The organism is Agrobacterium sp. 6Ca8 (genome assembly GCF_055382765.1).
The window spans coordinates 532429-554727 of the sequence record NZ_AP026434.1 but is presented as its reverse complement, the minus strand read 5'-3'; the positions used below and the strand labels follow the sequence as shown (position 1 = coordinate 554727).

Genomic DNA, 22299 nt, shown 5'->3' with positions numbered 1-22299 from the left:
GGCCCCGCCCTGCGGCGGGACCGCTTTTCATGGGACGGAGATCACTCCGCCTTGCAGTCCCAATGGAAGTTGGAGAAGTTCAGGTCCCAGCTCTGCATGGGAATGAACTCGTAACCCTGAAGGCACTTGTTCGCCGCATAACGGCGGTTCGGCGCAACCGCCCACACATCCGGTTGAAGATCGGCGATCTTGGTCTGCAGTTCCTTGTAGGTTGCGTTCTGTTCGCTGGTATCGGTCGTGGCACGGACCTTGTCGATCAGCCCGTCGATTTCCGCGTTCTGCAGCCATTCCATCGACATCCATGTGCCTGATGCCTTGGTGTGATACTGGTTGTAGAACATCGCATCCGGAGACGGATAGGTCGGCGAGATATTCACCTGCGTCGACGCAGGCGTCGTTTCAGGCTTGGAGGAAAGCTCGACGATACGGTTCCAAGGCTCTGGCTTGATATCGAGCGTAATACCGATTTGCTCGAGGCTGGATTGCAAAAGCAGCGCCACTTCCGCCTCGAAGGCCAGCGAAGCGACATAGCTGTTGACCAGCGTGATCTTCTGGCCGGCATATTTCGACTTCGCCAGTTCTTCCTTCGCCTTTTCCAGATCGTAGACGCCGGGCTGAATATCGCCGTTATGCGCGTCCTTGAAAGCGTCGGATAGCGGCCCCTGCATGTCGAAACCGGGATAGATCACTTCCTGGATCGTCTTGTAATCCGTCGCATAGGCAATGGCGCGACGAACGTGAACGTCGTCTGTCGGGTAAACCTTGGTGTTGAGCTTGATGACGAAACCACCAGCGGTGCGGGTCTGGATGAGCTTGTAACCCTTCATCCGGCCGATGGATTCATAGGTGTCGTTGCCAAGGCCGTGCGAGGAAAGGCCAAGTTCGCCCTTTTCAGCCAGCGCCTTGACGGTAGCGTCGTCGCTCGTCTGGACAAAGCGTACTTCGTCGATCGGCTTGCCCTTGGTCCAGCCAAGGAAATAGTCCGCATTGCGGGCAATGACCATATCGGCAGAACGGTTGTAGCTGACGAGCTTGTATGGGCCGGAACCGGCGGAATGTTCGCCCACATAGGCCTCGCCCCACTTGTCTTCGGGCTTGGCATTGGCTTCGATCAACGTCTTGTTCAACGCCATCATCAGCGGCGTGGAGGCCATGAAGGGCGAAAACTGACGCTCGATCTTCATGACGAGCGTCGCATCATCAGGCGCGCTGACGTTTTCGGGCTTCAGTACGCCGACGATGAGGTTCGACGGCCCCTTGTTAATGCCGAGCAGGCGCTGCACCGACCAGACGAGATCGGCAGCCTTCACCGCCGTGCCATCCTGGAACTTCGCATCGTCGCGCAGATGGAAGGTATAGGTCAGGCCGTCTGCAGAAATATCCCAGGACTTTGCCAGATGCGGCACGATTTCGCCCTTGGCATTCACCGTGGTCAGGCCGTCATACATGTTCACGATGGCCATGTAGCCGGTATAGTCAGTCACTTTCGCCGGGTCGAGCGAGCTGAATATCTGCATCGTGTTGACCGCGACCGAAACCTTGTCCTCTGCAAAAGCAGCGGAAGAAACAAGCGGCAACGCGATTGCCGTGCCGAGCGCAAGCACGGCAAGGCGGGAAGGAAGTCCTGGCATTTTCATTGTCGTTCTCCTCTTTATTGCGGGTCATTTGCCCCGCTTATGGTTAGGCAGCCTTGCCGACCGGGACGGGCAGCGGTGAGAAAGGAATGTCCGGGTAACCGAAAGCCGCCGGTCCAACGACTTCGAGCGCGCGGGCGCTGCGCAGCAGATCGTGGCAGGGGATCGCGACGACGGCCACGCGCTGGCCGTAACGCAGGACTTCGGTGGTGATCGGGTAACCGGTATCGACATCGAGCAAGACGATCAGATCAGGGACGGTCACTTCCACCTTGCCGTCACGGCGGAACAGCAGGAATTCGTTCTGGATCGCCACGCTCGCCGTCTGGCCCGAACAATCGTCGAAGCCGGAAAGCTCGACATCGCCCACGGCGAAACCGCCGCGCAGATGGCGTTTCAGATCGGTGATCTTGCCGTTGAAGATGCGCCGTCCGCCTTCAAGCGCGCAGACTGCCGCAATCGGGTCTTCCTGCTGCTTGCGGGCACGGATCACCGCCTCGCCGAGCGCGATCGCCTTGGTGTAGGTTTTCGGAATACCATACTGGTGCACGTAGTGCGCCTGCATCGGCGCGGTCGCCAGCATTGCGCCGCCGCCCTGAGAAACGACGCAGGCGCGGGCCATGCGCTCGTGCCAGACTTCGGAAACGGCGTGGCTGAAGATCACGGCATTGCCGTGCAGGTCGCACATCACCGATGGCGTCGAACTGTGGCCGTAGATGGAGAAGGTCGTCATCTGCATCTCTGGGAAAGCCCGGCCCATGCCGTCGCAATCGAGGATCGGCAGGCCACCAAGCGCCGCCGTCACCAGCGGGTTCATGGAGTTCGAGCCACCGATTTCCTCGCAGACGATGGCGTCTACCGGCGTGCGGATCAGCTCTTCCATGGCGCGCAGGCAACGCAGACCCTCACGGCCCTCGCGAATGCGCTCCACGCCGACAACGGGGGCGCCAATGCCGCCGATGGACATGCAAAGCGCGTCTGGCTCGATGGCGTCTGTCGCAAGGATCTTCATCTCGTAACCGGCTTTCATGGCCTCGAGTGCAAGCAGCTTGCCCAGATAGGGATTGCCGCCGCCGCCGGTGCCGAGAATGCCCGCACCGATTTCCAGCGCGTCGAGATCTTCCCTCGTCAGCGTACGCAATGCCGCTTCGTCATATTTCAGCTTGCGCGTCTCAGCCATGATTGGCTCCCATTTCTCCAACGACTTTCACATGAATGCGGGTGGCATTGCCGGGCAGATAGGCAAGCGGCATATCCTCGCGCTCGATGACTTCCAGCGTTTCGGCCACTGCGCCAGCCGCAATCGCCTTTTCGCGTGCCTCGGCCTCCGCCTCCGCAAGCGCGCTTTCACGCGTGCGCCCCTCGATCAGCGAGAAGACGCGGTCCGTCTCGCCGCTAATCTGCGCGATCGCTGCACCCACGGCATTCGCCACCGCGAAATTCTCGGGGCGGATGACATCCAGATCACCGATACGGTCAGGCATGAGAATGGAGCCGCCGCCAACGGCGATCACCGGCACCGGCGATGACGAGATGCGGCTGCGCTCCACACAGGACTCGAGCATGTCGTTGATCTTTTTGACTGCGGCATCCACCAGCCGCTTGTCCAGAGTGGAAACCAGAGCCTTCTCGCCCACGTCCGCCTTGCCGGAGGCGACAGCGATATCGGTTGCAGTCAGGGTCGTGCCGCCGAAGCAGAGCGCCTCACGGCGGACGCGGTAACCAACTGATTTCGGGCCAACGGTGAGGCCATGTTCGCCATTGACCACCAGCGAGCCGCCACCGAGACCGATCGAGAACACATCCGGCATGCGGAAATTGGTGCGCACGCCACCAATATCCACCGTCGTGGACGCCTGGCGCGGAAAGCCGTGCGACAGCGAGCCGACATCGGAGGTGGTGCCGCCGACATCCACGACCACGGCATCCTTGAGGCCGGTGAGGAAAGCAGCGCCGCGCATGGAATTCGTCGGGCCGGAGGCGAAGGTGAGCACAGGGAAGCCGCGCACCACATCCGCCGCCATCAGCGTGCCGTCGTTCTGGGTGATGTAGAACGGGCAGGTTATGCCCGCTGCCTTCAGCGCCTCGCCGAAAGCGGCAACGGTGCGGTCCGCAAGCGAAAGAAGGCTGGCATTCATGATCGCAGCACTTTCGCGGGCGAGCAGACCATGCCGTCCGATATCCTTGGACATAACCACCGGCAGGCCGGGGCAGCGCTCCTGCAGGATATCCTTCGCCCGCACTTCCATCGCATCATTGATGCCGCTGAAGACGCAGGTGACGGCCGCGGCCTTCAGGCCCTTTGCGCGGATATCGGCGGCGATGCGGACGATTTCGTCCTCATCGAGGGCTGAGATTTCGCGACCGTCGAATTCATATCCGCCGCGGACCTGATAACCGTGGTTACCAACGATTTCCCGGAGGTCATCCGGCCAGTCGACCATCGGCGGCAGGCCGGCGCCGGACGGCAGGCCGATCCGGATGGCGGCGACCTCGTCCATATGCCGCCGCTCGATCACCGCATTGGTAAAATGCGTGGTGCCGATCATCACGGCACCGATGTGTGCCCTGTCGATGCCCGACGCCTCGATCACCTTTTCAAGGGCTTCGATGACACCGGACGTCACATCTTCGGTGGTGGAGGCTTTCACCCCCGCCAGAACAGTCTTTTCCTGTAACACAACGGCATCGGTATTTGTGCCGCCGACGTCAATTCCAACGCGATACACGTCAGGCTCCTCTTTTATCAATCGGTCGTTTTTACGAGGAAGCGCATACGCTCTTCCTCTGTCACGGTGGGTTTCAGGCGCTCTTCCTCGTCGGTGACGACGGGGATCGCCGCGATAAGGGCGCGGGTGTAGGGATGCTTCGGCTCGGTGAAAACCGCAGACGTCACCCCTTCCTCGACGATCTCGCCACGCAGCATGATGGCGATGCGCGAACAGAAATTGCGCATCAGCGAGAGGTCGTGCGAGATCATCAGATAGGTCAGGCCAAGCTCTTCCCGCAGCTGCAGCAGAAGGTCGATAACGGTCTTCTGCACGGAGACATCAAGCGCCGCCGTCGGCTCGTCGAGGATGAGGATCTTCGGTTCAGCCGCGAGTGCACGGGCAATGGCGACACGCTGCTTCTGTCCGCCGGAAAGTTCATGCGGATATTTACCGAGATAGGATTGCGGCAATCGCACCAGCCCCATCAGTTCCTGCATCCGGCGTTCGCGCGCCTCACCGTCCATACCGATGGATTTCAACGGTAGGGTAAGCGTCTGCCTGACCGTGCGCTTCGGATTTAGGGAAGTGCCCGGATTTTGATAGACGATCTGCGTCAGCCGCTTGCCACGCCCGGGAGATGGGGCGTCGATGACAAGATTGCCGGAGGTCGGGCGCGAAAGTCCCATGATCATCCGGGCGACCGAGGTTTTTCCAGAACCGGACTCGCCCGCAAGACCGAAAATTTCGCCGTCCTTCAGCGTCAGGTTCACGTCGCGCACGGCGTGGTAACCGTTGCGTCTGCCGTAAATCTTGTTCAGGCCCTCGATGGTAACGATCGGCGAGCGTGTGCTCTGCGCCAGATCGGCGACACGCGGACCGTAGAGCGGCGGCACCGCATCCAGCAGCGAACGCGTGTAGTCCGCAGCGGGAGCGTGCAGGATTTGCGTGCAGGGACCGGTCTCGACGATGTCGCCATGGTGCATAACCACGACCCGATCCGCCACCTTACGTACGACACCGAGATTATGGGTTATCATCAGCAGCGCCATATTTTCTTCGGCAACCAGCTGGTTGATGAGATTGAGAATTTCATCCTGCGTGGTGACGTCGAGCGCCGTGCCGGGCTCATCCGCGATGAGGAGCTTCGGCTGATGCAGCAGCGCAAGCCCGATCAACACGCGCTGGCGCATGCCGCCCGAAAGCTCGGACGGATAGGCATTCATGACCCGCTCGGTATCGCCAAGCTGCACGCGGCGCAGAACCGCTGCGATACGGGTGCGGCGCTCTGTTTTGGACGAGTTGATGCCGTTGCGCTTGTCGGCAAAGCGCATGACATCATCGAGATGCGTGCCGATCTTGAAGACCGGATTGAAGGAAGACAGCGGGTCCTGCATGATCAGCGAAAACGCCGTTCCCTTAAGCGCCTCGCGTTCCCTTCGCGGCATGGCGAGCACATCCCGCCCGTCGATGACAATGGCGCCGGAGGCAATAGTGGCATTCTTCGGCAAAGTGCCGATGATCGCCTTGGCGGTGACCGATTTACCCGATCCGGTTTCGCCGATCAGCGCCACCCGCTCGCCGGCTGAGACTGTGAAGGCGACATCGCGCAGCACCTGGCGCGTGCGACCGTAGTTGGTGAAGTTGACGTTGAGGTTTTCGACTTTGAGAAGCGGTTCAGTCATGGCTCTAGCTTTCCACGTCGAACATGTCACGCAGGCCGTCGCCCAGCAGATTGAAACCCAGCGTCACGTAAAGCACGGCCGCGCCGGGGCAGAGGACTTCCCACCAGAAATCCGGCATGAACTGGCGCCCATCGGCAACCATTGAGCCGAGATCGGGAGTTGGCGGTTTGACGCCGAAACCGAGGAAACTCAGCGTCGCGCCAAAGAGGATGACGAATGCCGCATCCAGCGTCGTCTTGACTGATATGACCGAGACGCAATTGGGCAGAATTTCGCGAAAGAGAATGTGCAGCGGACCCGCACCTGCAAGACGTGCCGCTTCGATGTAGTCCTCGGATGCGATGGATTTCGACACCGAATAGATCAGCCGCGCATGCCAGGTCCACCATAGAAGCGTGATCGCGATCATGGCGTTCATCAAGGTGGGTTCCAGCAGGTTGGAGACCGCCAGCGCCATGACGAGGGGCGGCATGGCCAGCATCACATTCGTCAGGCCGCTGATGATTTTCTCGGTCCAGCCGCCGAAATAACCGGCGACCAGGCCAAGCACGGTACCGACCGGGACCGAGATGCCGAGCACGCCGATGACGAGAAGAAGCGAGACCCTGAGCCCGAAGACAGTGCGGGAAAAGATGTCGCGTCCGGCCTTGTCGGTTCCGAACCAGTGCTCCAGATCCGGCGGCATGTGGCGGGCACGGAAATCGACGACCGCGCCGATATGTTTGGGATAGGGTGTAAGCCAGGGCGCAAAGATCGCCAGAACCAGCACCGACAACAGGATCAGCGAACCGATGACCGCTGCCGAATTGCGGCTGAAGCGGTACCACATCATGTAACCGGCGCTTAAGCCCCGATCGGTGGGTTCGAGCATTTTCATATCAGCCATCAGCGAGCCTCCTTGCGGCGCAGGCGCGGGTCGATGATCGAGATCAGGACATCAACGATCAGGTTCGCAACGATGAAGAACAGGCCGGCCACCAGCACCACGGCAGTCACGGCATTGAGGTCTTTCTGAAGGATGGCGTTCAGCCCGTAGGATGCGAATCCGCCCCAGGCGAAGACCATTTCGATCACGAAGGCATTGCCGATCAGCGAGGCGAATTCGAGCCCCATGATCGTCAGCGGCGCGATGGAGGAAAGCTTCAGCAGATAACGGAAGATGATGACCCGCTCCGGCACGCCGAAGCTTTGCAGGGTGAGCACGTGATCCTTGCGCTGGTTCTCGATCATCGAGGAACGCGTGATGCGGGTGATCTGGCCGATACCGGCCACGGAGAGCGCAAAGGCCGGCAGCGCAAGGTGCTTCAGCGCATCCAGCACCACATCGAACCGTCCGGCAAGCGTACCGTCGATCAGGATGAAGCCCGTCGGGCCACCCTGCCAGCCAAGTGAATGATCGATCCTACCGATGATCGGCCACCCGGAGAGAAAGCGAGCGGCCAGCAGTTGCAGCGTGATGGCAAACAGAAAGCTCGGGATCGTCACGCCGGTGAGCGAGAGGATACGGCCGATATGGTCGAGCGGACGGTCGCGGTAATGCGCCGTGATGACGCCGAGCGGGATGGCGACGGCAAACATGAAGATCACTGAGACCAGAACCAGTTCGACGGTCGCAGGAACGGTCTGGGCCAGATCGGTGGTGACGGGGCGCTGGGAAACCAGCGAGAAGCCCAGGTCACCGTGCAGGGCGTTGCCGATATAGTCGAGGTATTGGGCGGCGAGCGGCTTATCGAGACCCATCTCGCCGCGCAGCGCATCAACTTGTTCCTGTGTTGCCGCAGGGCCGAGCGCCATGCGGGCGGGATCACCCGGCACCACACGGGCTAGAGCAAAAATCATGATGGACAGGGCGATCATGACCAGTACGAAAGCGCCGAGTCTGTTCAAAATCGCGACCAGCGGATGTTGCTGCATCGGTGGACCGTTCCTTGTGCATCAGTTTCCTGAGCACAAGTTTTCACCACATGTCCTTTTGAACAATCGCAGAAAGGTATAGTTTTTTGATAAATGAGTATAGGTTTTTGAGTTCAGATCTCCTATCCCTGTCTGAATGACGCTTCTGCCGCGCACCACACTCTGCCGCCGTATCGCCAGCGAAACCGCAGGCGTGATCTTTCTGCGCGCGCCGGCGGGCGCCGGGAAAAGCGTTCTTATGGACTTGCTGGCACAAGAGCTGGGGACCGAGGTATGCCGGACGCACCAGCCCAGAAGTGATGAGGCGGCAAAAGGCTGGCTGCTATGGGATGTGCCGGTCTTCGCACGCGCGGTCCGCATGCCCGCCCCTATTCTGGAAACCGTGCGTTTCGTGGTCATCGCCTGCCGTCCGGATCAACGTATCAGCGGGCTGGCGCGGCAAATATTGCATCGTGGTTCGCTGACGATCGGAGCAAATGAACTGGCCTTTGGCCAAGATGAGACCGCGGGCCTTCCAACAGAACAGAAGCGTCTGGCGCTCGATGATTATGCGGGGTGGCCGGCCTTTCTGTCTCTCGCTCGCCTCGCCGACGAAAAACTATGCGTCGACTATCTGCGGGAAAATTATCTGCCGCATCTGTCACCGGCCCAGACGGTCGCGCTTTCGCTCTGGCTGGAAAATCCCTCGGCAGAACCCGACGCTGAATGGGCAGAACTTCTGCCGCCCTTCCTGATCGCAAACCCGGAAAAACACGACACACTGATAAGGCTTCTGACCGTGGCAGCGGGAGAACGTCTCGCCACATTACAGGCTGGCAGGGCAGTGGTAGAGGTCGCTTCCGCATTCGAGAAGGAAGGGCGGGCGCTTGCGGCAATGGCCATGTTGCTTGACCGCGGTTATGAGACCCACGCTGCGCAAATCCTAGAACGCGCCCATGGGCGCGAACTGATCTACCGAAGCAGCGTCGACAGGTTTCGCGAGATCATCATGCGGTTTTCGCAGGACATGATCGCGGCGAATGAAACAGTCCTCTTCGCCGTCACTCGCGCATTGCTGAAACAGGGCGAATTGCAACGCGTGCGCCATCTGCTTGGCAAGAGCCTCGGTTCGGATTATCTCGATCCACTCAAGGTGCTTGCCCGCGGTTCGCGTTTTTCCTTTGCCGCCCGCACCTTCCGGCTGAACCTGATGATTGCCGAGGACCTGACCCCCAATGACGCTGTGATAACGCGCCTCGGGGAATTCATGGCCGATTACCCCATGGACGATCACGGCAAATGGGCCGCCTATTACAATGCGCTGCTGGAATTCGAAATCCGCCGCCGTAATTTTCGCGAGGCCGAGGCCGCCGCCGCCCGCGCGCTTATCTATCTGCGCAAGATGGGCGGGCAACCGCTGCTCGAATTCTTCATCCATCTGCACCAGATCGTCCTGCGACTGATGAGCGGTGATGTGCTCTTGGCCCGTCGCGCGGCACAGGATGCGCGCACGAGGTTGGAACAGGTGCCACACGACGCCGCGCAGGAGTTCCGAATGCTGCGGCTGGCGGAAGCCTGCCTTGCCTATGAGGCGGGAAAACCACGCGACCTGTTGCACTTCGTCGAGCATGAATTCGACCACTTCGCCGCCGCCGAGATATGGCCGAGCCTGATGCAGTTTGCCCTGCATTATGCCTCGCAGGTGCTGATCGATCATTTTCCGATGACCGTTCGTCCGGGCTTTCTCGACGGCCTGTGGATTCACCTTTCGGAAGGGCTGCAATTCCATGCGATGATGGAGATCAGAACGGCCATCGCCTACCAGAACGCCAACCGCTGGGCGGATGCGGCAGCGACGCTATCGGCAATTCGCATGCCGATGGGTCGCAACTGGGTGGAGAGCGCGAATGAGGACCTTGCCCGGCTCACGCGGCGCGACGAAATCGCCTATGTGATGGCCTGGCTCCGCGACGCGGTACATCTTTTCACGCCGCGCGCCTATCTCGCCCGGCAGATGGATGCAATGATCGCCAACCCCAAGGTCACCAACCGCGAAAAGGTCGCGCTCAGAATATGGCAGAGCTATGCCGCACACCAGCGTCGTGACAGTGCCGGCGCCCGCGCCCATATCCTCAACGCACTTGAATCGGCGACGCGCCTTGGCTGCAACGGCGTCCTGTCGGAGGAGCGCATATTCCTGTCGCCGCTTCTGAACAATCGCCGTATCCGCGGTTTCATCGAAACCTCTTCCGATGTCCGGAACGCGCTGTCGATTTTCGCCGCCTCGGTCAACTCGCCGCAGGCACGCGCCCTGCATGGCGGGCTTTCACAGCGGGAAGCACAGATGCTGCAATTGCTAGCCAGCGGCATGTCGAACAAGAAGATTGCCCAGACCCTCAACATCTCGGAAGTGACGGTAAAATTCCATCTCGGAAACCTGTTCCGCAAGCTGGATTGCAAACGCCGCGCGGAAGCGATCCGCGCAGCGAAAGCGCTGGGCTGGCTTTGATCTCAAGTCGTGACTGCCAATCAGAAAAGCCCGCTATTCTTCCCGGAAGGCGCGGTTGATCTGGTCCGTCAGCGGCTTGGCGATATAGGAGAGCGCGGTGCGCTCGCTGGTCTGGATGAAGGCCTCGGCAGGCATGCCCGGCATCAGCGGCGCAGTGTTCAGCTTTTCCCGCTCGGCAACCGGTATGGAAATCCGCGCCAGATAATAGGAGAGGCCGGTCCTCTGATCGGTGGTGATATCGGCGGCGATGCGACTGACATGGCCTTCCAGTTCCGGCGTGACACGCTGGTTGAACGCGGTCATCCGCAGCATCGCTTTTTGCCCTACCTGCAACTGGTCTATATCCTTCGGCACGATCTGCACCTCGAGTGCCAGTTCGTCCCCATCAGGCACGATGAGCATGATCGGGTCGGCCGGCGTCACCACGCCGCCCACGGTATGCACCGCCATTTCATGCACCATGCCGGATTGCGGCGCGATGATATCGATGCGCTTCAGCTCGTCCTCCGCAGCGACCTTCCGCTCGACATATTCACCCGTCTGCGCCTGTATCTCGCGCAGTTCCCGGCCCACTTCGGTGCGCAGTTCCTGATCGATCTGCAGGATCTGCAGTTTCGTTTCGGTGATCCTGCCCGCCGTCTGCGCCTGATAGGCGATTTTTTCGCCACGCTCACCGCCAAATGTCGCGGCCTGGGTCTGCAGGCTGTTCAGCCGCTGCACGGACACGATGCCCTGCTCCCGCAAGGATTTCTGCGAGGTTATCTCAGCCTGCAAAACCGCAAGCCCGTTGTCGTAGGCGACTTCCTGTGCCCTCAACCCTTCGATTTCATGTTCGAACTGGGTGATACGCTCCACAAGCTGTGCTTTGCGCCCCTCGCGATAGGATTTGCGAAATTCGAACAGCCTGGTTTCGCTGCGCATGGCGGAAGCGACATCGGGATCGTCCTTGCGCGCCACCAGAGCCTGTGGAAAAACGAGTTCCGGCAGATCGTCCCGTTCGGCCTCCAGCCTTGCCATGCGCGCGCTCAGCTCATCCAGCCGCTTGGTCACTATGGCGAGATTAGCGCGGGTCTGGGTGGCGTCGAGACGCATGACGACGTCGCCGGCCTTTACCCTGCCACCTTCGCTCACCAGAATTTCACCGACGACGCCACCCTTGGGGTGCTGGACCTTCTTGATATAGGAATCGACCACAAGATGACCGGACGCCACGACCGCGCCAGCAAGATTTGTCGTCGCTGCCCATCCGCCGACGCCGGCCAGCAGTGCTACACTTGCGGCAAGACCGGCAAGAAGATGTTTGCGGATGGAGCGGGACACCTGCGTGCGCTGGTCAATTTTTGACATCCGTATCTCCTTCCTGCCTGTTCTCTTCGCCACTCTCTTGCAGCGCCACCGTCTTAGGTTGGGTATTCGCGACGACACGCAATGGTGAAACCGTGTGCGCGGATGCAGTGAAACCTTTCGCCGCTTGAGCATTCGGAGTGCGCAGCACTTTCGAGAGAACCTCGTCGCGCGGACCGAAGGCCTTCATCCGCCCCTCCTCCATCATCAGAATGAAATCAACGGCACCGATCGCGCTGGGCCGATGCGCAACGACGATGGCGATACCGTTGCGCGCCTTGACCGACGCAATCGCCCTGACAACGGCGGCTTCGCCCTCCGCATCGAGATTGGCATTCGGCTCGTCCAGCACGACGATGAAGGGATCGCCATAAAGCGCACGCGCGAGACCGATACGCTGGCGTTGTCCTGCCGAAAGCGCGGAACCGGCCTCACCTATATCGCTGTCATACCCCTTTTCGAAGCGCAGGATCAGTTCGTGCGCTCCGGCGGCTTTCGCAGCGGCAATGATTGCGTCGGGATCGGGATTGTCCTCGAAACGGGAAATGTTTTCGCCGATCGTGCCGTCGAAAAGCTCCACGCCCTGCGGCAGATAACCGATATGGCGGCCGAGGGCTTCGCGATCCCATTGATCGAAGCTCGCACCATCAAGCCGCACCTTGCCGGCGGCGGGCATCCAGGCTCCGGTGAGAATGCGCGAGAGGGTGGATTTTCCCGAGCCGGACGGGCCGATGACACCGAGCGCATTCCCGGCGGTCATGACGAAACCAAGGCCCGCGACGGTCGGTTTTCTCTCTCCCGGCGGAATGATGGTGACGTTTTCGACTTTCAATTCTCTCTCAGGCTTCGGCAGTGCCATTGCGGTCGCCGTTACCGGCATCTGCGCAAAAAGCTCCCTTAGCCGCGCCCAGCTCTGGCGGGCGGCAACGAAGGACTTCCAGTTGGATATGGCAAGATCGACGGGCGCCAAAGCCCGACCCATCATGATCGAACTGGCGATCATCACGCCGCCTGAGGCCTCCTGCTGAATGACCAGCCATGCGCCGACCGCCAAAATGGCCGATTGCAGCACGATCCGCAGGGATTTTGCGATATTGCCGAGGCCGCCGGCCACGTCGCCCGCCTTGCGGTTGGCGGCGAGATAAGCCTCGTTGGAGATTTGCCAGCGTTTGCCAAGCCGGCCGCCGAGCCCCATGGCCTGCACGACTTCGGCGTTGCGGCGCGAGGCTTCCAGCTGCCGGTTGCGCGCCATGTTTTCGACCATGGTGTCGCGGATCGGCTTCTGCGAGAACATATTGGTCAAGATGGTGAGGGATATGAGCAGAACGGCACCGGCAAGAGCCGTCACGCCGATCCAGAAATGGAACAGAAAACATATGCCAAGGTAGAGCGGCATCCAAGGCAGATCGAAAAAGGCGGTGGGCCCCGTGCCAGACAGAAAACCGCGCACGTTGTCGAGATCGCGCAGCGGCTGCAGGCCGTCCCCCGGCATACGGTTGACGAGCGGCAGGCGCACCACCGCATCATGCACCTTGCCGGAATAGCGCATGTCGAAGTCCTCGCCGATACGGATCAGGACCCGGGCGCGGATGATGTCGAGCAGGCACTGGAAGCCGTAGAGGCCGAGCGCAAGACTGGCGATCCCGACCAGTGTCGGCAGACTGCCGCTGGCCAGCACCCGGTCGTAAACCTGAAGCATGAACAGGGGCGACGTCAGCGCCAGGATGTTGACCACACCGCTGACGAGCGCCACACCGAAAAACGTGCTTTTAAGGGGCGAAACAACCGCCGCAGTGAGGGACTGCGGCGGTGTCTGCTGGTGGTTTTGAAAGCCCACAGCCTGATTTTCCTTTAAGCGGCAAGCGCCGATGCGCTGGCGAAAATGAAGTCCGATGCGTCGAGTACGCTGGAATCTACACCAACGAGAGTGATGCTGTCGCCGCCAAAGATGTTTTCAATAACTGCGTCTCCGTTTGCATTGCTGCCCACAATGACGTCATCGATGCTTCCGGCGCCCCAAGCGGAAATATCCAGTTTGTCGGTGCCGTCCTGATAACCGTATGTTCCGGTCGGGCCAGCCTGTACAACATCACTGCCGCCAGAGAAAACGAACGTATCATTACCAGCAAAACCCGTAAGGGTGTTAGAGGAAGCAGTGTCTTCGATCACAGTGCCGGTAGCCGCGAAGTAGTCATAGAAGCCAGCCAGCGAGCCAAAACGGGCAAGCTGGTAAACGGCGAGATCGAGAAGATCGCGCGCGCCTGCGAGCGAGTAGGAGCCGTCGGGATCGATCAGCAGTTCCTGCTGGCTGACGGCGATGCCGCTGGTGGACTGGCTGTAGCCGGTGCCGAGAACGATGCTGTCGACCGAACCTGTCAGGTTGCCCTGGGAGTATTGCAGGGCACCGCTCATGACAATGCCCTTGCCACCGTTGCTGCCATCGCCCCACGCCTCATAGGTCGTGTTCGGATCGATAGTGGTGGTGGCGAGAGAGCTGGTCTGAGCGTCGTAGAACGCACCATAGGTCGAACCGAAACCGCTCGTCCAACCGTTGAGGTAACCGATCAAGTCGGAGGAAGACTGCGTCAGTTGAATTGTGGTAGCCATAGGTGTACTCCTTTGCTGGCCAATAGGGATACCTTTGTCATGTGACGAAGGCGTTTCATCTCCGGGACGGGCTGCAACCCCAGCCCGGAGAATTTCTTCCGCGCATCAGAACTTCACGTTCATCGTCGCGACAAAAGTGCGGCCCGGTGCGGTATAGGCACTGGCTGCCGGGATGTATTTGCGGTCGGTCAGGTTGTTGACCGCGAAACGAAGCGTCGCCTTTTCGTTGAAGGCATAGGAGCCGTATAGGTCCACCGTCGTGTAGGGATCGGTTACCTCCCGCAGATTCCCCTCCGTATCGAGCGTCCGCGATTGTGTCGGCGTGACATGGTTGAGCCGCGCACCCAGAGAGAATTTTTCGTCGAAGAAACGCATGCCGCCATCGAACGTAAGCTTCACCTTGGGCGCAACATCGCCTGGCCATGCGACAATCTCGCCGCTTGTCGTGGTGGTGCCGTTGGAAAATACCTGCGTGTTGTCCGGCCAGTCGGTCTTCAGCAGCGTCGCTGAGCCACCAAGCCAGAAGCTTCGCGCATCGTAATTGCCCTCGAATTCAAGGCCGCGCATATAGGTCGTGCCGTCGAGATTGACGAAGCTGGTATAAGTCCGATCCGCCACCTGATCCGTAACGAGATAACCGAGAGCGATATAATCCTTAACCTCACGGCGAAAGGCGGCCATTTTGATGCGGACGGAATCGTTGTCCAGCAGCACGCCGTCAAAGCTCATATTCGCGCCGATTTCGTAGGTCGTCGCTTTTTCCGCGCGCAGGGACTGGTTCGGGGCGTATTCGTAGCCGGCCGAATCTCCAGGGCGTGCGCCGGCAAAAAAAGCCTCAAGAATTGTCGGCGGTCGCAGGCTCTGGGAATAGCTAGCGTAAGGCCGGAACCAGTCAACGGGTTTCAGTTCTATCGTAGCGGACGGCAGCCAGGCACTGTAGGTACGGTCTATTTCCACGTCGTAAGAGGGATACTCCGTCGAATAAGTCGTATCAAAATACGTAGTTCCAGCATCCCGCCATTGGCCGTTGATGATTTCACCCCTGGTTGCAGGCCAGACGTTGTTCAGAGTGTTGCAGGAACCTGTCCTCTGTGTCGCAGTGAAAGTGCGACCACCAAATACACCCGTGGTGCAGATCGCGTAGACACGATCGTAAGTCGGCCGCGAGTATTGCGATACATAGGTGAGATAATTGTCTATCGCGCCTACAACACGGTTTGAACCCGTCGCAACCGTTACCTGATTGTAGTAAGTCGCCGATCCCTTCAGACGTGACCAGTCATAACGCACGCCGCCACTCAGCTTGATCCAATCGGCGGGCTCTAATTCACCGTTTACAAACAGACTGGCAACATCACGCCGTCCGGCAGGACTGAAAGCCGTGTAGCTACTCGCGAACGAGGGATTCTCGCTAATTGCGGAACTGGTGGCAATCGACGATGCAATATCCCGAAATGCTTCCCCACCATAATTCAAACTTAACGCACCCGCTTTTGTATCGAAGCGACTGGTGTTTTCGACACTGACGCCAAAACTGCGTAAGCCCATGTCAAGATTCGTCTCAGCGGCATACCCAATACGCTCTGCACGCAGTTCGTGCGTCATATTGTCGTTCAGCCACAACGACGATTTGAAATCGATTAGTTCGCTTTCGGGGTCCCAATCCAGCTTCGCGACGACGCTGTCGTTGCGTACACTTTCCCTGTCGACCACGGTGGACGCACCCTGAACAAAATCATTCTGCTGATGCATCCATGACAACGAAGTCTGCACATCCCCGAAGTCACCTTCGCCCTTGAAAAAGGTCGACCAACCGTCCCTGCCGAGCAGGTCCTTCATCGTCAAAGCGGTGCTTCGGGCCTCACCCTTGGTTCCGATCTTGTATTCATCCATGATCGTGCGGCTGTAACCGGCAACAAAGGAGAGAGGGCCATTCGGCTCACGAACTGCGGCCAGAACCGAACCCTGAAAATCGTAACCATTGGTGCCACGGGAGACATTCACCTCAGCCCCCTTGTTCGCACCCTCGGGGATCAGATCGGCGGCGCTGACGGTACGGAACTCGACCTTCCCGCCTAGCGAACCCGCGTTACCCGACCTCGCATTGGTTATTTTCTCGACCTCGACAGCACGGATAAAGGCGACATCGACGTAACCCTGCCCGGCGCTCGCGGTGTAACTCGTGGCCCCGCCGAAAGCTGCGCCACGCTGCGCATTCTGCCGCGCACCATCGATGGAGACGACCACGCGGCCGCTTTCCTGCAAGCCACGTATATTGGGCGAAACGGTCGGGAAGCTGCCGTTGCCCTCACCGGCATAGACGCCGGAGACGCGGTTGAAGACATCGCGCGTGTTGCGCACGCCGGCTGACTGTATCGCCTCGCGGCTGACGACGCTGACACTGGCGGGTGTTTCATAAACCCAGTCGGGCGTTCCCTGATAACCGTTGCCGGCAATGGAATTGCGTCCGGTTTTTCCCGTCACGGTAATTTCTTCCAGAATGGTGGTGCCTTCTGGCCCGGAAAGATCGGCAGCGGCCTGCCCCGAGCCAATGACAACGGTTCTGCCATTTCCGGTAAACCGGAAATTCACGCCCGTGCCTGCCAGAAGCCGTGACAGCGCATCCCGCACCGTAAAACTGCCGGTAACGGCATTGGTGCGCACATTGCCGGCGGACGGTGTGGCAAGCGTAACCTGCAGACCGGATTGCCGCCCGAAAACGCCGACAACGGAGGACAGCGGCTGGGCGGGAATATTAAAAGGCCGCGTTGCACCCTGCTCGCCACCGGAGCGCTGACCATTGGCGGCATTCGGTCCGCTCTGCGCAAAAGCCGGTACCGACATTGAAACGACCACCGCCGTTGTCGCCAAAAGCACCGTCATACGTGCCGGCTTTGCCGCGTTTTTCCCTGAACCGTTCATACGTATCTGGAGGCGCATACTGCTTTTGTCTTCCTGTCTTCGCTCCGGCTATATCTTGACCGGATTACTCAACAAAAAGACGATTGCCTCGGCAGTTTTTTTCAGGGTTTCGGAGAATTTTTTATAAACGACTGAAAATAAATACGATTTTTTGTTTTATGGCGCTTCAGAAACGGGTGATGATGCGGGCGGTATTGGCAATTGCATGCACCTTGCCCTTATAGGGTTCCACCAATGCTTCCAGCGCACGGTCCGGATCGCGAAGATTGTAGAAGCCAGTCACACGCTGCTCTGCAAGCGTCTTGTCCGCCATCGTCAGCCATGCGGGATGATACCGCTGGATTTGCTCGACGACAGAACCGATCGTCGCATCCACAACGTAAAGCTCGCCGTTGCGCCAGCCACCAATATCCTCGACGGGAACGGTCTCTTTCCGGATTGCACCGGAGGCGTCGACAACCAGCATCTCACCCGGCACCAGCCGCGTTGGTGGCGCGTTGCGGAAGGAAGCTTCCACGGAACCATGCGCAAGCGCGACTTGCGTCACGCCATCCGTCATGTCGACATCGAAAGCCGTGCCAAGCACTTGGACGGTCAGGTTTTTCGCCTCCACGACAAAGGGACGGTCGCTATCCGGCACGACATCAAAAAAAGCTTCGCCCTTCAGCACCTTCACATTACGGCGGCCATTGGCAAAATCAGTGGTAAGCGCACTTGCCGCGGCAAGCTGCACCCTGCTGCCGTCTTCGAGGGTTATGGTGCGGCTCTCTGCGGTACTGGTCTGATATTCGGCCTTGATATGGACGAAAAGCGTGGGAACGAACAGCACCGCAAGACAGAGAGACACCGCTGCCACCGCCATGCCGGCATAATGTCGCAAGGACCAGCGCCGTCGCGATGCCTGTTTTCCGGCAACGCCAGGAAGGTGCGGCGCGTCTTCCCAGAGGCTCTTTAAACCCGGCTCAACCAGACCGAGATTCCGCCAAGTCTTGCATGTCCGCTCCCAGGCCAGACGATTTGCCGGCGAAGCAGCCAACCATCGATCAAATTCCGCCTTCAGCCGCGGTTCCGCCGAACCCGTCTGCAGGCGTATCAGCCAGTCGGCAGCCTCTTCCGCCTTCCCGGTCGGCAATGTTATTTTTTTATCGGGATCAATTGTCATTGAGCCGGTCAGTTCCTTTGACTGGGCGGAGGAGATGCCTCGTCTTCCGTGTTGCTTTAAAGACGTTTGAGGGAGAACTTTTTTTCACAAGATGAAACAATAAAGGCTATTTTACTGCATTTCTTTGGTAATGGCGGCAATACTACTCTTAATCAGACGGTGGGCGCTAGCCACGGATACGCCGAGGTGACGGGCGATCTCTTCCATATTGTAGCCGCCAAATCTATGCATTTCCAATGCCACACGCGCCTGAACCGGCAGAGAGGCCAAAATAATCTGCATCTGCCGGACCTCGTCGCAGAACAGGGCATGCTCTTCTGGTGTGCCGTGACCCTGCGGTATGCCCCAGAACGGGGTATCGTCGGGCCGCTCCCGCAGGTCCTGCCGGTTGCGGCGGCGACTATCGAGGGCGAGGTTGCGGACGATGCGGAAAAGATAGGATTTGAGGTTGGAAGGATTGCCGGAACCTTCGGGAACGAATTTCAGGAATGCCTCCTGAACCACGTCCTCCGCGTCCGCCCGCGACCCTAAAATAAGCGCGGCGTATTTGATCAGGTCAACCCTGTGCGCGACGTAAGCGTTATAACGCTTGTCATCTTCCCGTATGCCCATGTCTCAACCGAGAGAAATTTCAAGGATAAACGAAACTGCAAGCCCCCAAACGACAAAGCAGTTTTCCCGTCTAAACCTCTAGCACCCAAACTCTCGACCGAACAGCTATTTCATGACTATTATTATCAAGAATTTGTGCGGTCGCGGGTCCTGCAACAGCCAGAGACTCGCAGACCCGGCGGCAGGCGCAGCCGGGTCCTGTGATAGCGTCAGATAGCGCCGTCGACTATTACCATCGGCCTGCCCTGCGAACAGGGTTCGATGCGCGCATCGATGCGGTAGATATCGCGCAGCATGGCCGGGGTTATCACCGTCTCGGTGCTGCCGCTCACCACCATTTCGCCGCGCGCGATCACCATCGTATTCTCGCAATAACGAAGCGCATGATTGAGGTCGTGCAGGGCGATCAGCACGATCATGCCAGTCTTCTGGGCAAGGTCGGTCACAAACCCCAGAACCTCGACCTGCCGGTGGAGGTCGAGAGCAGATGTCGGCTCGTCCATCAACAGCACCTCAGGCTTGCGGGCCAGCGCCTGCGCCAGGGACACAAGCTGCCGCTGACCGCCAGACAATTCGCCGAGCCCCCGGAAGGCGAGATCGTGGATTTTCAGCGCCTTGAGAATGGCGTCGATCTCAAACAGCTCATCGTCGTGAACACGCCAGCCGCCGCCCTGCTTGGCGGACAGAAGCACGGATTCGTAAACCGTCAGCACGGCGTTGGCGCCGGTGTCCTGCGGCATGTAGCAGATGGCCCGGTTGCCGCGTGCCGTATCTGACAACTCGACAAGCCCGGGACCGGAGATCAGGCTGGCGATGCGCTTGAAAAGCGTTGACTTGCCGGCAGCGTTCGGGCCAATGACCGCCGTGACACTGCCGCTTTCCAGCGTATCAATGCCGACCTTGGAGAGAACAGTCGTGCGGCCGTAGGCAGCGCCGACATCCTTCAGTGCGAGCGCTACCATGCGCGTCTCCTGTTGCCGAAAATGAGCGCGAAAAAGAACGGTACGCCAACCAGCGCCGTGATGACGCCGATTGGCAGAATTGCGCCGGGAATGAGTATCTTGCTGATAACAGAGGTTGCCGACAACAGCAGCGCACCGCAGATCACCGAGCCCGGCAGGAAGAAGCGCTGATCTTCGCCCACCACCATGCGGGCTATGTGCGGGCCGACCAGCCCGACGAAACCGATGGTACCAACGAAAGAAACCGGAATCGCGGCCAGAAGGCTGACCGTCAGCATGGTCTGCAGCCGCAGCCGACGCACATTGATGCCCATGCTGGCTGCCTTGTCGTCACCCAGCCGAAGCGCCGTCAGCGCCCATGCGTTGCGCATGAACATCGGCACCGTAACGAGAAGAATACCACCGGTGATATAGACCTTTTCCCACGTGGCCTTGGTCAGGCTGCCCATGGTCCAGAAAACGACGGCGGCGAGCGCCTGTTCGGAAGCCAGATATTCAAGCAGCGACAATGCGGCATTGAAGGTGAACACCAGCGCGATGCCGAGAAGGACGATAGTCTCCACGGTTACGCCGCGCATCGTCGAGGCAAAATGGATGAACAGGGCGGCAATCATCGCCATGATGAAGGCGTTGATCGGCACCATGTACTGGACGGCACCGGGAAAGATCGCAACGCCGCCAACAAGGGCCAGCGCGGCGCCGAAACTGGCGGCGGCCGAAATGCCGAGCGTAAACGGGCTGGCGAGAGGGTTGGACAGGATGGTCTGCATCTGTGCGCCCGCAACCGAAAGCGACGCGCCGACGGTGACCGCCATCAGCGCAATCGGCATGCGGATATCCCATATCACCACCCGAAGCTGGTTTGCAGCAGCAGCCGGATCGGCAATCGTCGCCAGAACTTCTGATATCGTGTAGCGCGCCGGACCAAGTGCCATGTCGGCAGCCATACTGAAACAAAGGGCGATGAAAAGCCCGAAGAGAATAACGATCCTTCGTGCGGCAAGGGCGCGATATTGATCGCGCCCACTCACGCCAACGGCGCTTTCATTCAACGAACTCATTCATTCGAACCTTTTTCGAGGGATGCGAAGTAGCCCGGCTTGTAGGTGACGGGCAGGAATTTCCGGTGAAAGTCCTCAAAATTCTTCTCGGGATCGAGATCGGCGAAGAGCTCGGGATGGAACCACTTGGCGAATTGCTGAATCGGAAAGAACTCGTAGGGCGCGCCGTAGAACTGGTGCCACACGGCATGGACATTGCCTTGTTTGACAGCCTTCAGTTCCGGAAACGGCGTGCGCTTCATCAGGTTTGTCAGTCTTTTCCGGGAAAGAGCCATGTCGGCTCCGCGTCCAACGGGAACGAACTGGTTGATGTCGGATTCAGCCGCCCAGTTTGAGCCGGTGACGATGACATGATCCGGATCGGCAACGACGAGCTGCTCGGGATTGAGATCGCCGAACGTCGTCTTGATGATGCCGTCGGCAATATTATGGCCGCCAGCGAGATCGACCATTGCGCCGAAATTGACCGGGCCGAAGGTGCGGCAGCAATTGTCCTCACCGGAAATGCCGGGCGCGCGCTCGATGAAGACGCCGGGACGCTTCAGGTCCTTGACGCTGGCGAGCCGGTCGGTCACGCGGGCGATTTCTGCAAGGCGATAGGCGATGAATTCCTTTGCACGCTCTTGCGCGCCAAACATTTTCCCGAGAATTTCAATCGAGGCTTCGCTGTTCTTTTCGGGATCGATACGAAAATCGAGATAGACGATCTTGATTCCGGCGGCGGCGGCCTTCTCTTCGAAACCACTTTCCTTGGCGGATTTTTCCGCTTCCAGATTGAGGGTGATCACGTCAGGCGAAAGGGTAATGGCCGTTTCCAGACTGAAATCGCCCTGCGGCACATAACCGAAGCGCGGCAGTTTTTCGATCTGCGGAAAGCGCTCGACATAGGCGGCGTAGCTGTCAGGGTCCTTCTTGAGGAGATCGTCACGCCAGCCGACAATGGTGTCGAAGGTCTGGTCGCCCTTGAGCGCCGCGATGACGTGGATCTGGCGCGCCTCACCGACGATGACACGTTTGACCGGCAGGTCCAGCTCGACCTTGCGTCCGGTGACATCGGTGATTTCTCCGGCATAAGCCGGCAAAGCGAGAAGAGACAAAGCCAGCACCGCAAGATGCCTGAGAGCGTTAAGCCGCATGAGAAATCCTCTTATTTCCAAAAGAAAATGATGAAGCCGCATGGCTGCGGCTTCATCCATCGAT

General features: G+C 59.3%; 16 protein-coding genes. 1 reads left to right on the top strand and 15 read right to left on the bottom strand.

Annotated elements, in window-relative coordinates; genetic code table 11:
• Nucleotides 1-41: 41 nt before the first annotated feature.
• Genes ACZ5A6_RS16770 through ACZ5A6_RS16745 form a run of 6 tightly spaced genes read right to left on the bottom strand, consistent with a single transcriptional unit; the run spans nt 42 to nt 7941 of the window.
• On the bottom strand, nt 42-1637 hold the full coding sequence (locus tag ACZ5A6_RS16770) for an ABC transporter substrate-binding protein (protein WP_162696581.1): 1596 nt from the start codon (nt 1635-1637) through the stop codon (nt 42-44).
• 43 nt (nt 1638-1680) lie between these two features.
• Nucleotides 1681-2814, bottom strand: a complete 1134-nt coding sequence (locus ACZ5A6_RS16765; RefSeq protein WP_013761623.1) for a DUF917 domain-containing protein — start codon at nt 2812-2814, stop codon at nt 1681-1683.
• Nucleotides 2807-4363: a hydantoinase/oxoprolinase N-terminal domain-containing protein gene (locus tag ACZ5A6_RS16760; RefSeq protein ID WP_026330690.1), complete on the bottom strand. Its 1557-nt coding sequence runs from the start codon at nt 4361-4363 to the stop codon at nt 2807-2809. The genes ACZ5A6_RS16765 and ACZ5A6_RS16760 overlap by 8 nt, the downstream gene beginning before the upstream one ends.
• A gap of 17 nt (nt 4364-4380) precedes the next feature.
• Nucleotides 4381-6027 carry an ATP-binding cassette domain-containing protein gene (locus ACZ5A6_RS16755; RefSeq protein ID WP_174068838.1) on the bottom strand — a complete coding sequence of 549 codons (1647 nt, stop codon included), beginning with the start codon at nt 6025-6027 and terminating at the stop codon, nt 4381-4383.
• 4 nt (nt 6028-6031) lie between these two features.
• Nucleotides 6032-6913: an ABC transporter permease gene (locus ACZ5A6_RS16750; protein ID WP_464111192.1), complete on the bottom strand. Its 882-nt coding sequence runs from the start codon at nt 6911-6913 to the stop codon at nt 6032-6034.
• A complete protein-coding gene (locus ACZ5A6_RS16745; protein WP_174068839.1) occupies nt 6913-7941 on the bottom strand; it encodes an ABC transporter permease in 1029 nt (342 codons plus the stop codon). Before ACZ5A6_RS16745 ends, ACZ5A6_RS16750 begins: the two co-directional genes overlap by 1 nt.
• A gap of 136 nt (nt 7942-8077) precedes the next feature.
• Here ACZ5A6_RS16745 and ACZ5A6_RS16740 point away from each other — a divergent pair, with 136 nt between their 5' ends.
• A complete protein-coding gene (locus ACZ5A6_RS16740) occupies nt 8078-10429 on the top strand; it encodes a helix-turn-helix transcriptional regulator (protein WP_065662569.1) in 2352 nt (783 codons plus the stop codon).
• A gap of 33 nt (nt 10430-10462) precedes the next feature.
• Here the strand turns inward: ACZ5A6_RS16740 and ACZ5A6_RS16735 are convergent, their stop codons facing one another.
• From ACZ5A6_RS16735 to ACZ5A6_RS16695, 9 genes are all read right to left on the bottom strand, one after another.
• Nucleotides 10463-11776, bottom strand: a complete 1314-nt coding sequence (locus tag ACZ5A6_RS16735; RefSeq protein ID WP_013761628.1) for an HlyD family type I secretion periplasmic adaptor subunit — start codon at nt 11774-11776, stop codon at nt 10463-10465.
• Nucleotides 11763-13610: a type I secretion system permease/ATPase gene (locus ACZ5A6_RS16730; protein WP_174060870.1), complete on the bottom strand. Its 1848-nt coding sequence runs from the start codon at nt 13608-13610 to the stop codon at nt 11763-11765. Before ACZ5A6_RS16730 ends, ACZ5A6_RS16735 begins: the two co-directional genes overlap by 14 nt.
• 14 nt (nt 13611-13624) lie before the next feature.
• Nucleotides 13625-14380: a calcium-binding protein gene (locus ACZ5A6_RS16725; protein WP_013761630.1), complete on the bottom strand. Its 756-nt coding sequence runs from the start codon at nt 14378-14380 to the stop codon at nt 13625-13627.
• A 105-nt stretch (nt 14381-14485) separates the two neighbouring features.
• Nucleotides 14486-17320 (bottom strand): TonB-dependent receptor, encoded by a 2835-nt coding sequence (locus tag ACZ5A6_RS16720; RefSeq protein ID WP_464111191.1) that lies wholly within the window; start codon nt 17318-17320, stop codon nt 14486-14488.
• Nucleotides 17321-17468: 148 nt separating this feature from the next.
• Nucleotides 17469-18464, bottom strand: coding sequence for a FecR family protein (locus ACZ5A6_RS16715; RefSeq protein WP_003511034.1), 996 nt, complete (start codon nt 18462-18464; stop codon nt 17469-17471).
• Between the two features lie 111 nt (nt 18465-18575).
• On the bottom strand, nt 18576-19076 hold the full coding sequence (locus tag ACZ5A6_RS16710; RefSeq protein WP_076845558.1) for an RNA polymerase sigma factor: 501 nt from the start codon (nt 19074-19076) through the stop codon (nt 18576-18578).
• A gap of 209 nt (nt 19077-19285) precedes the next feature.
• Nucleotides 19286-20038 carry an ABC transporter ATP-binding protein gene (locus ACZ5A6_RS16705; protein ID WP_003511038.1) on the bottom strand — a complete coding sequence of 251 codons (753 nt, stop codon included), beginning with the start codon at nt 20036-20038 and terminating at the stop codon, nt 19286-19288.
• The gene (locus tag ACZ5A6_RS16700; RefSeq protein ID WP_013761635.1) at nt 20032-21099 is read right to left on the bottom strand and encodes a FecCD family ABC transporter permease; all 1068 of its coding nucleotides are present in this window, start codon (nt 21097-21099) and stop codon (nt 20032-20034) included. The genes ACZ5A6_RS16705 and ACZ5A6_RS16700 overlap by 7 nt, the downstream gene beginning before the upstream one ends.
• Complete coding sequence (locus tag ACZ5A6_RS16695; RefSeq protein WP_464111190.1) at nt 21096-22235, bottom strand: ABC transporter substrate-binding protein; 1140 nt, start codon at nt 22233-22235, stop codon at nt 21096-21098. Before ACZ5A6_RS16695 ends, ACZ5A6_RS16700 begins: the two co-directional genes overlap by 4 nt.
• Nucleotides 22236-22299 lie beyond the last annotated feature (64 nt).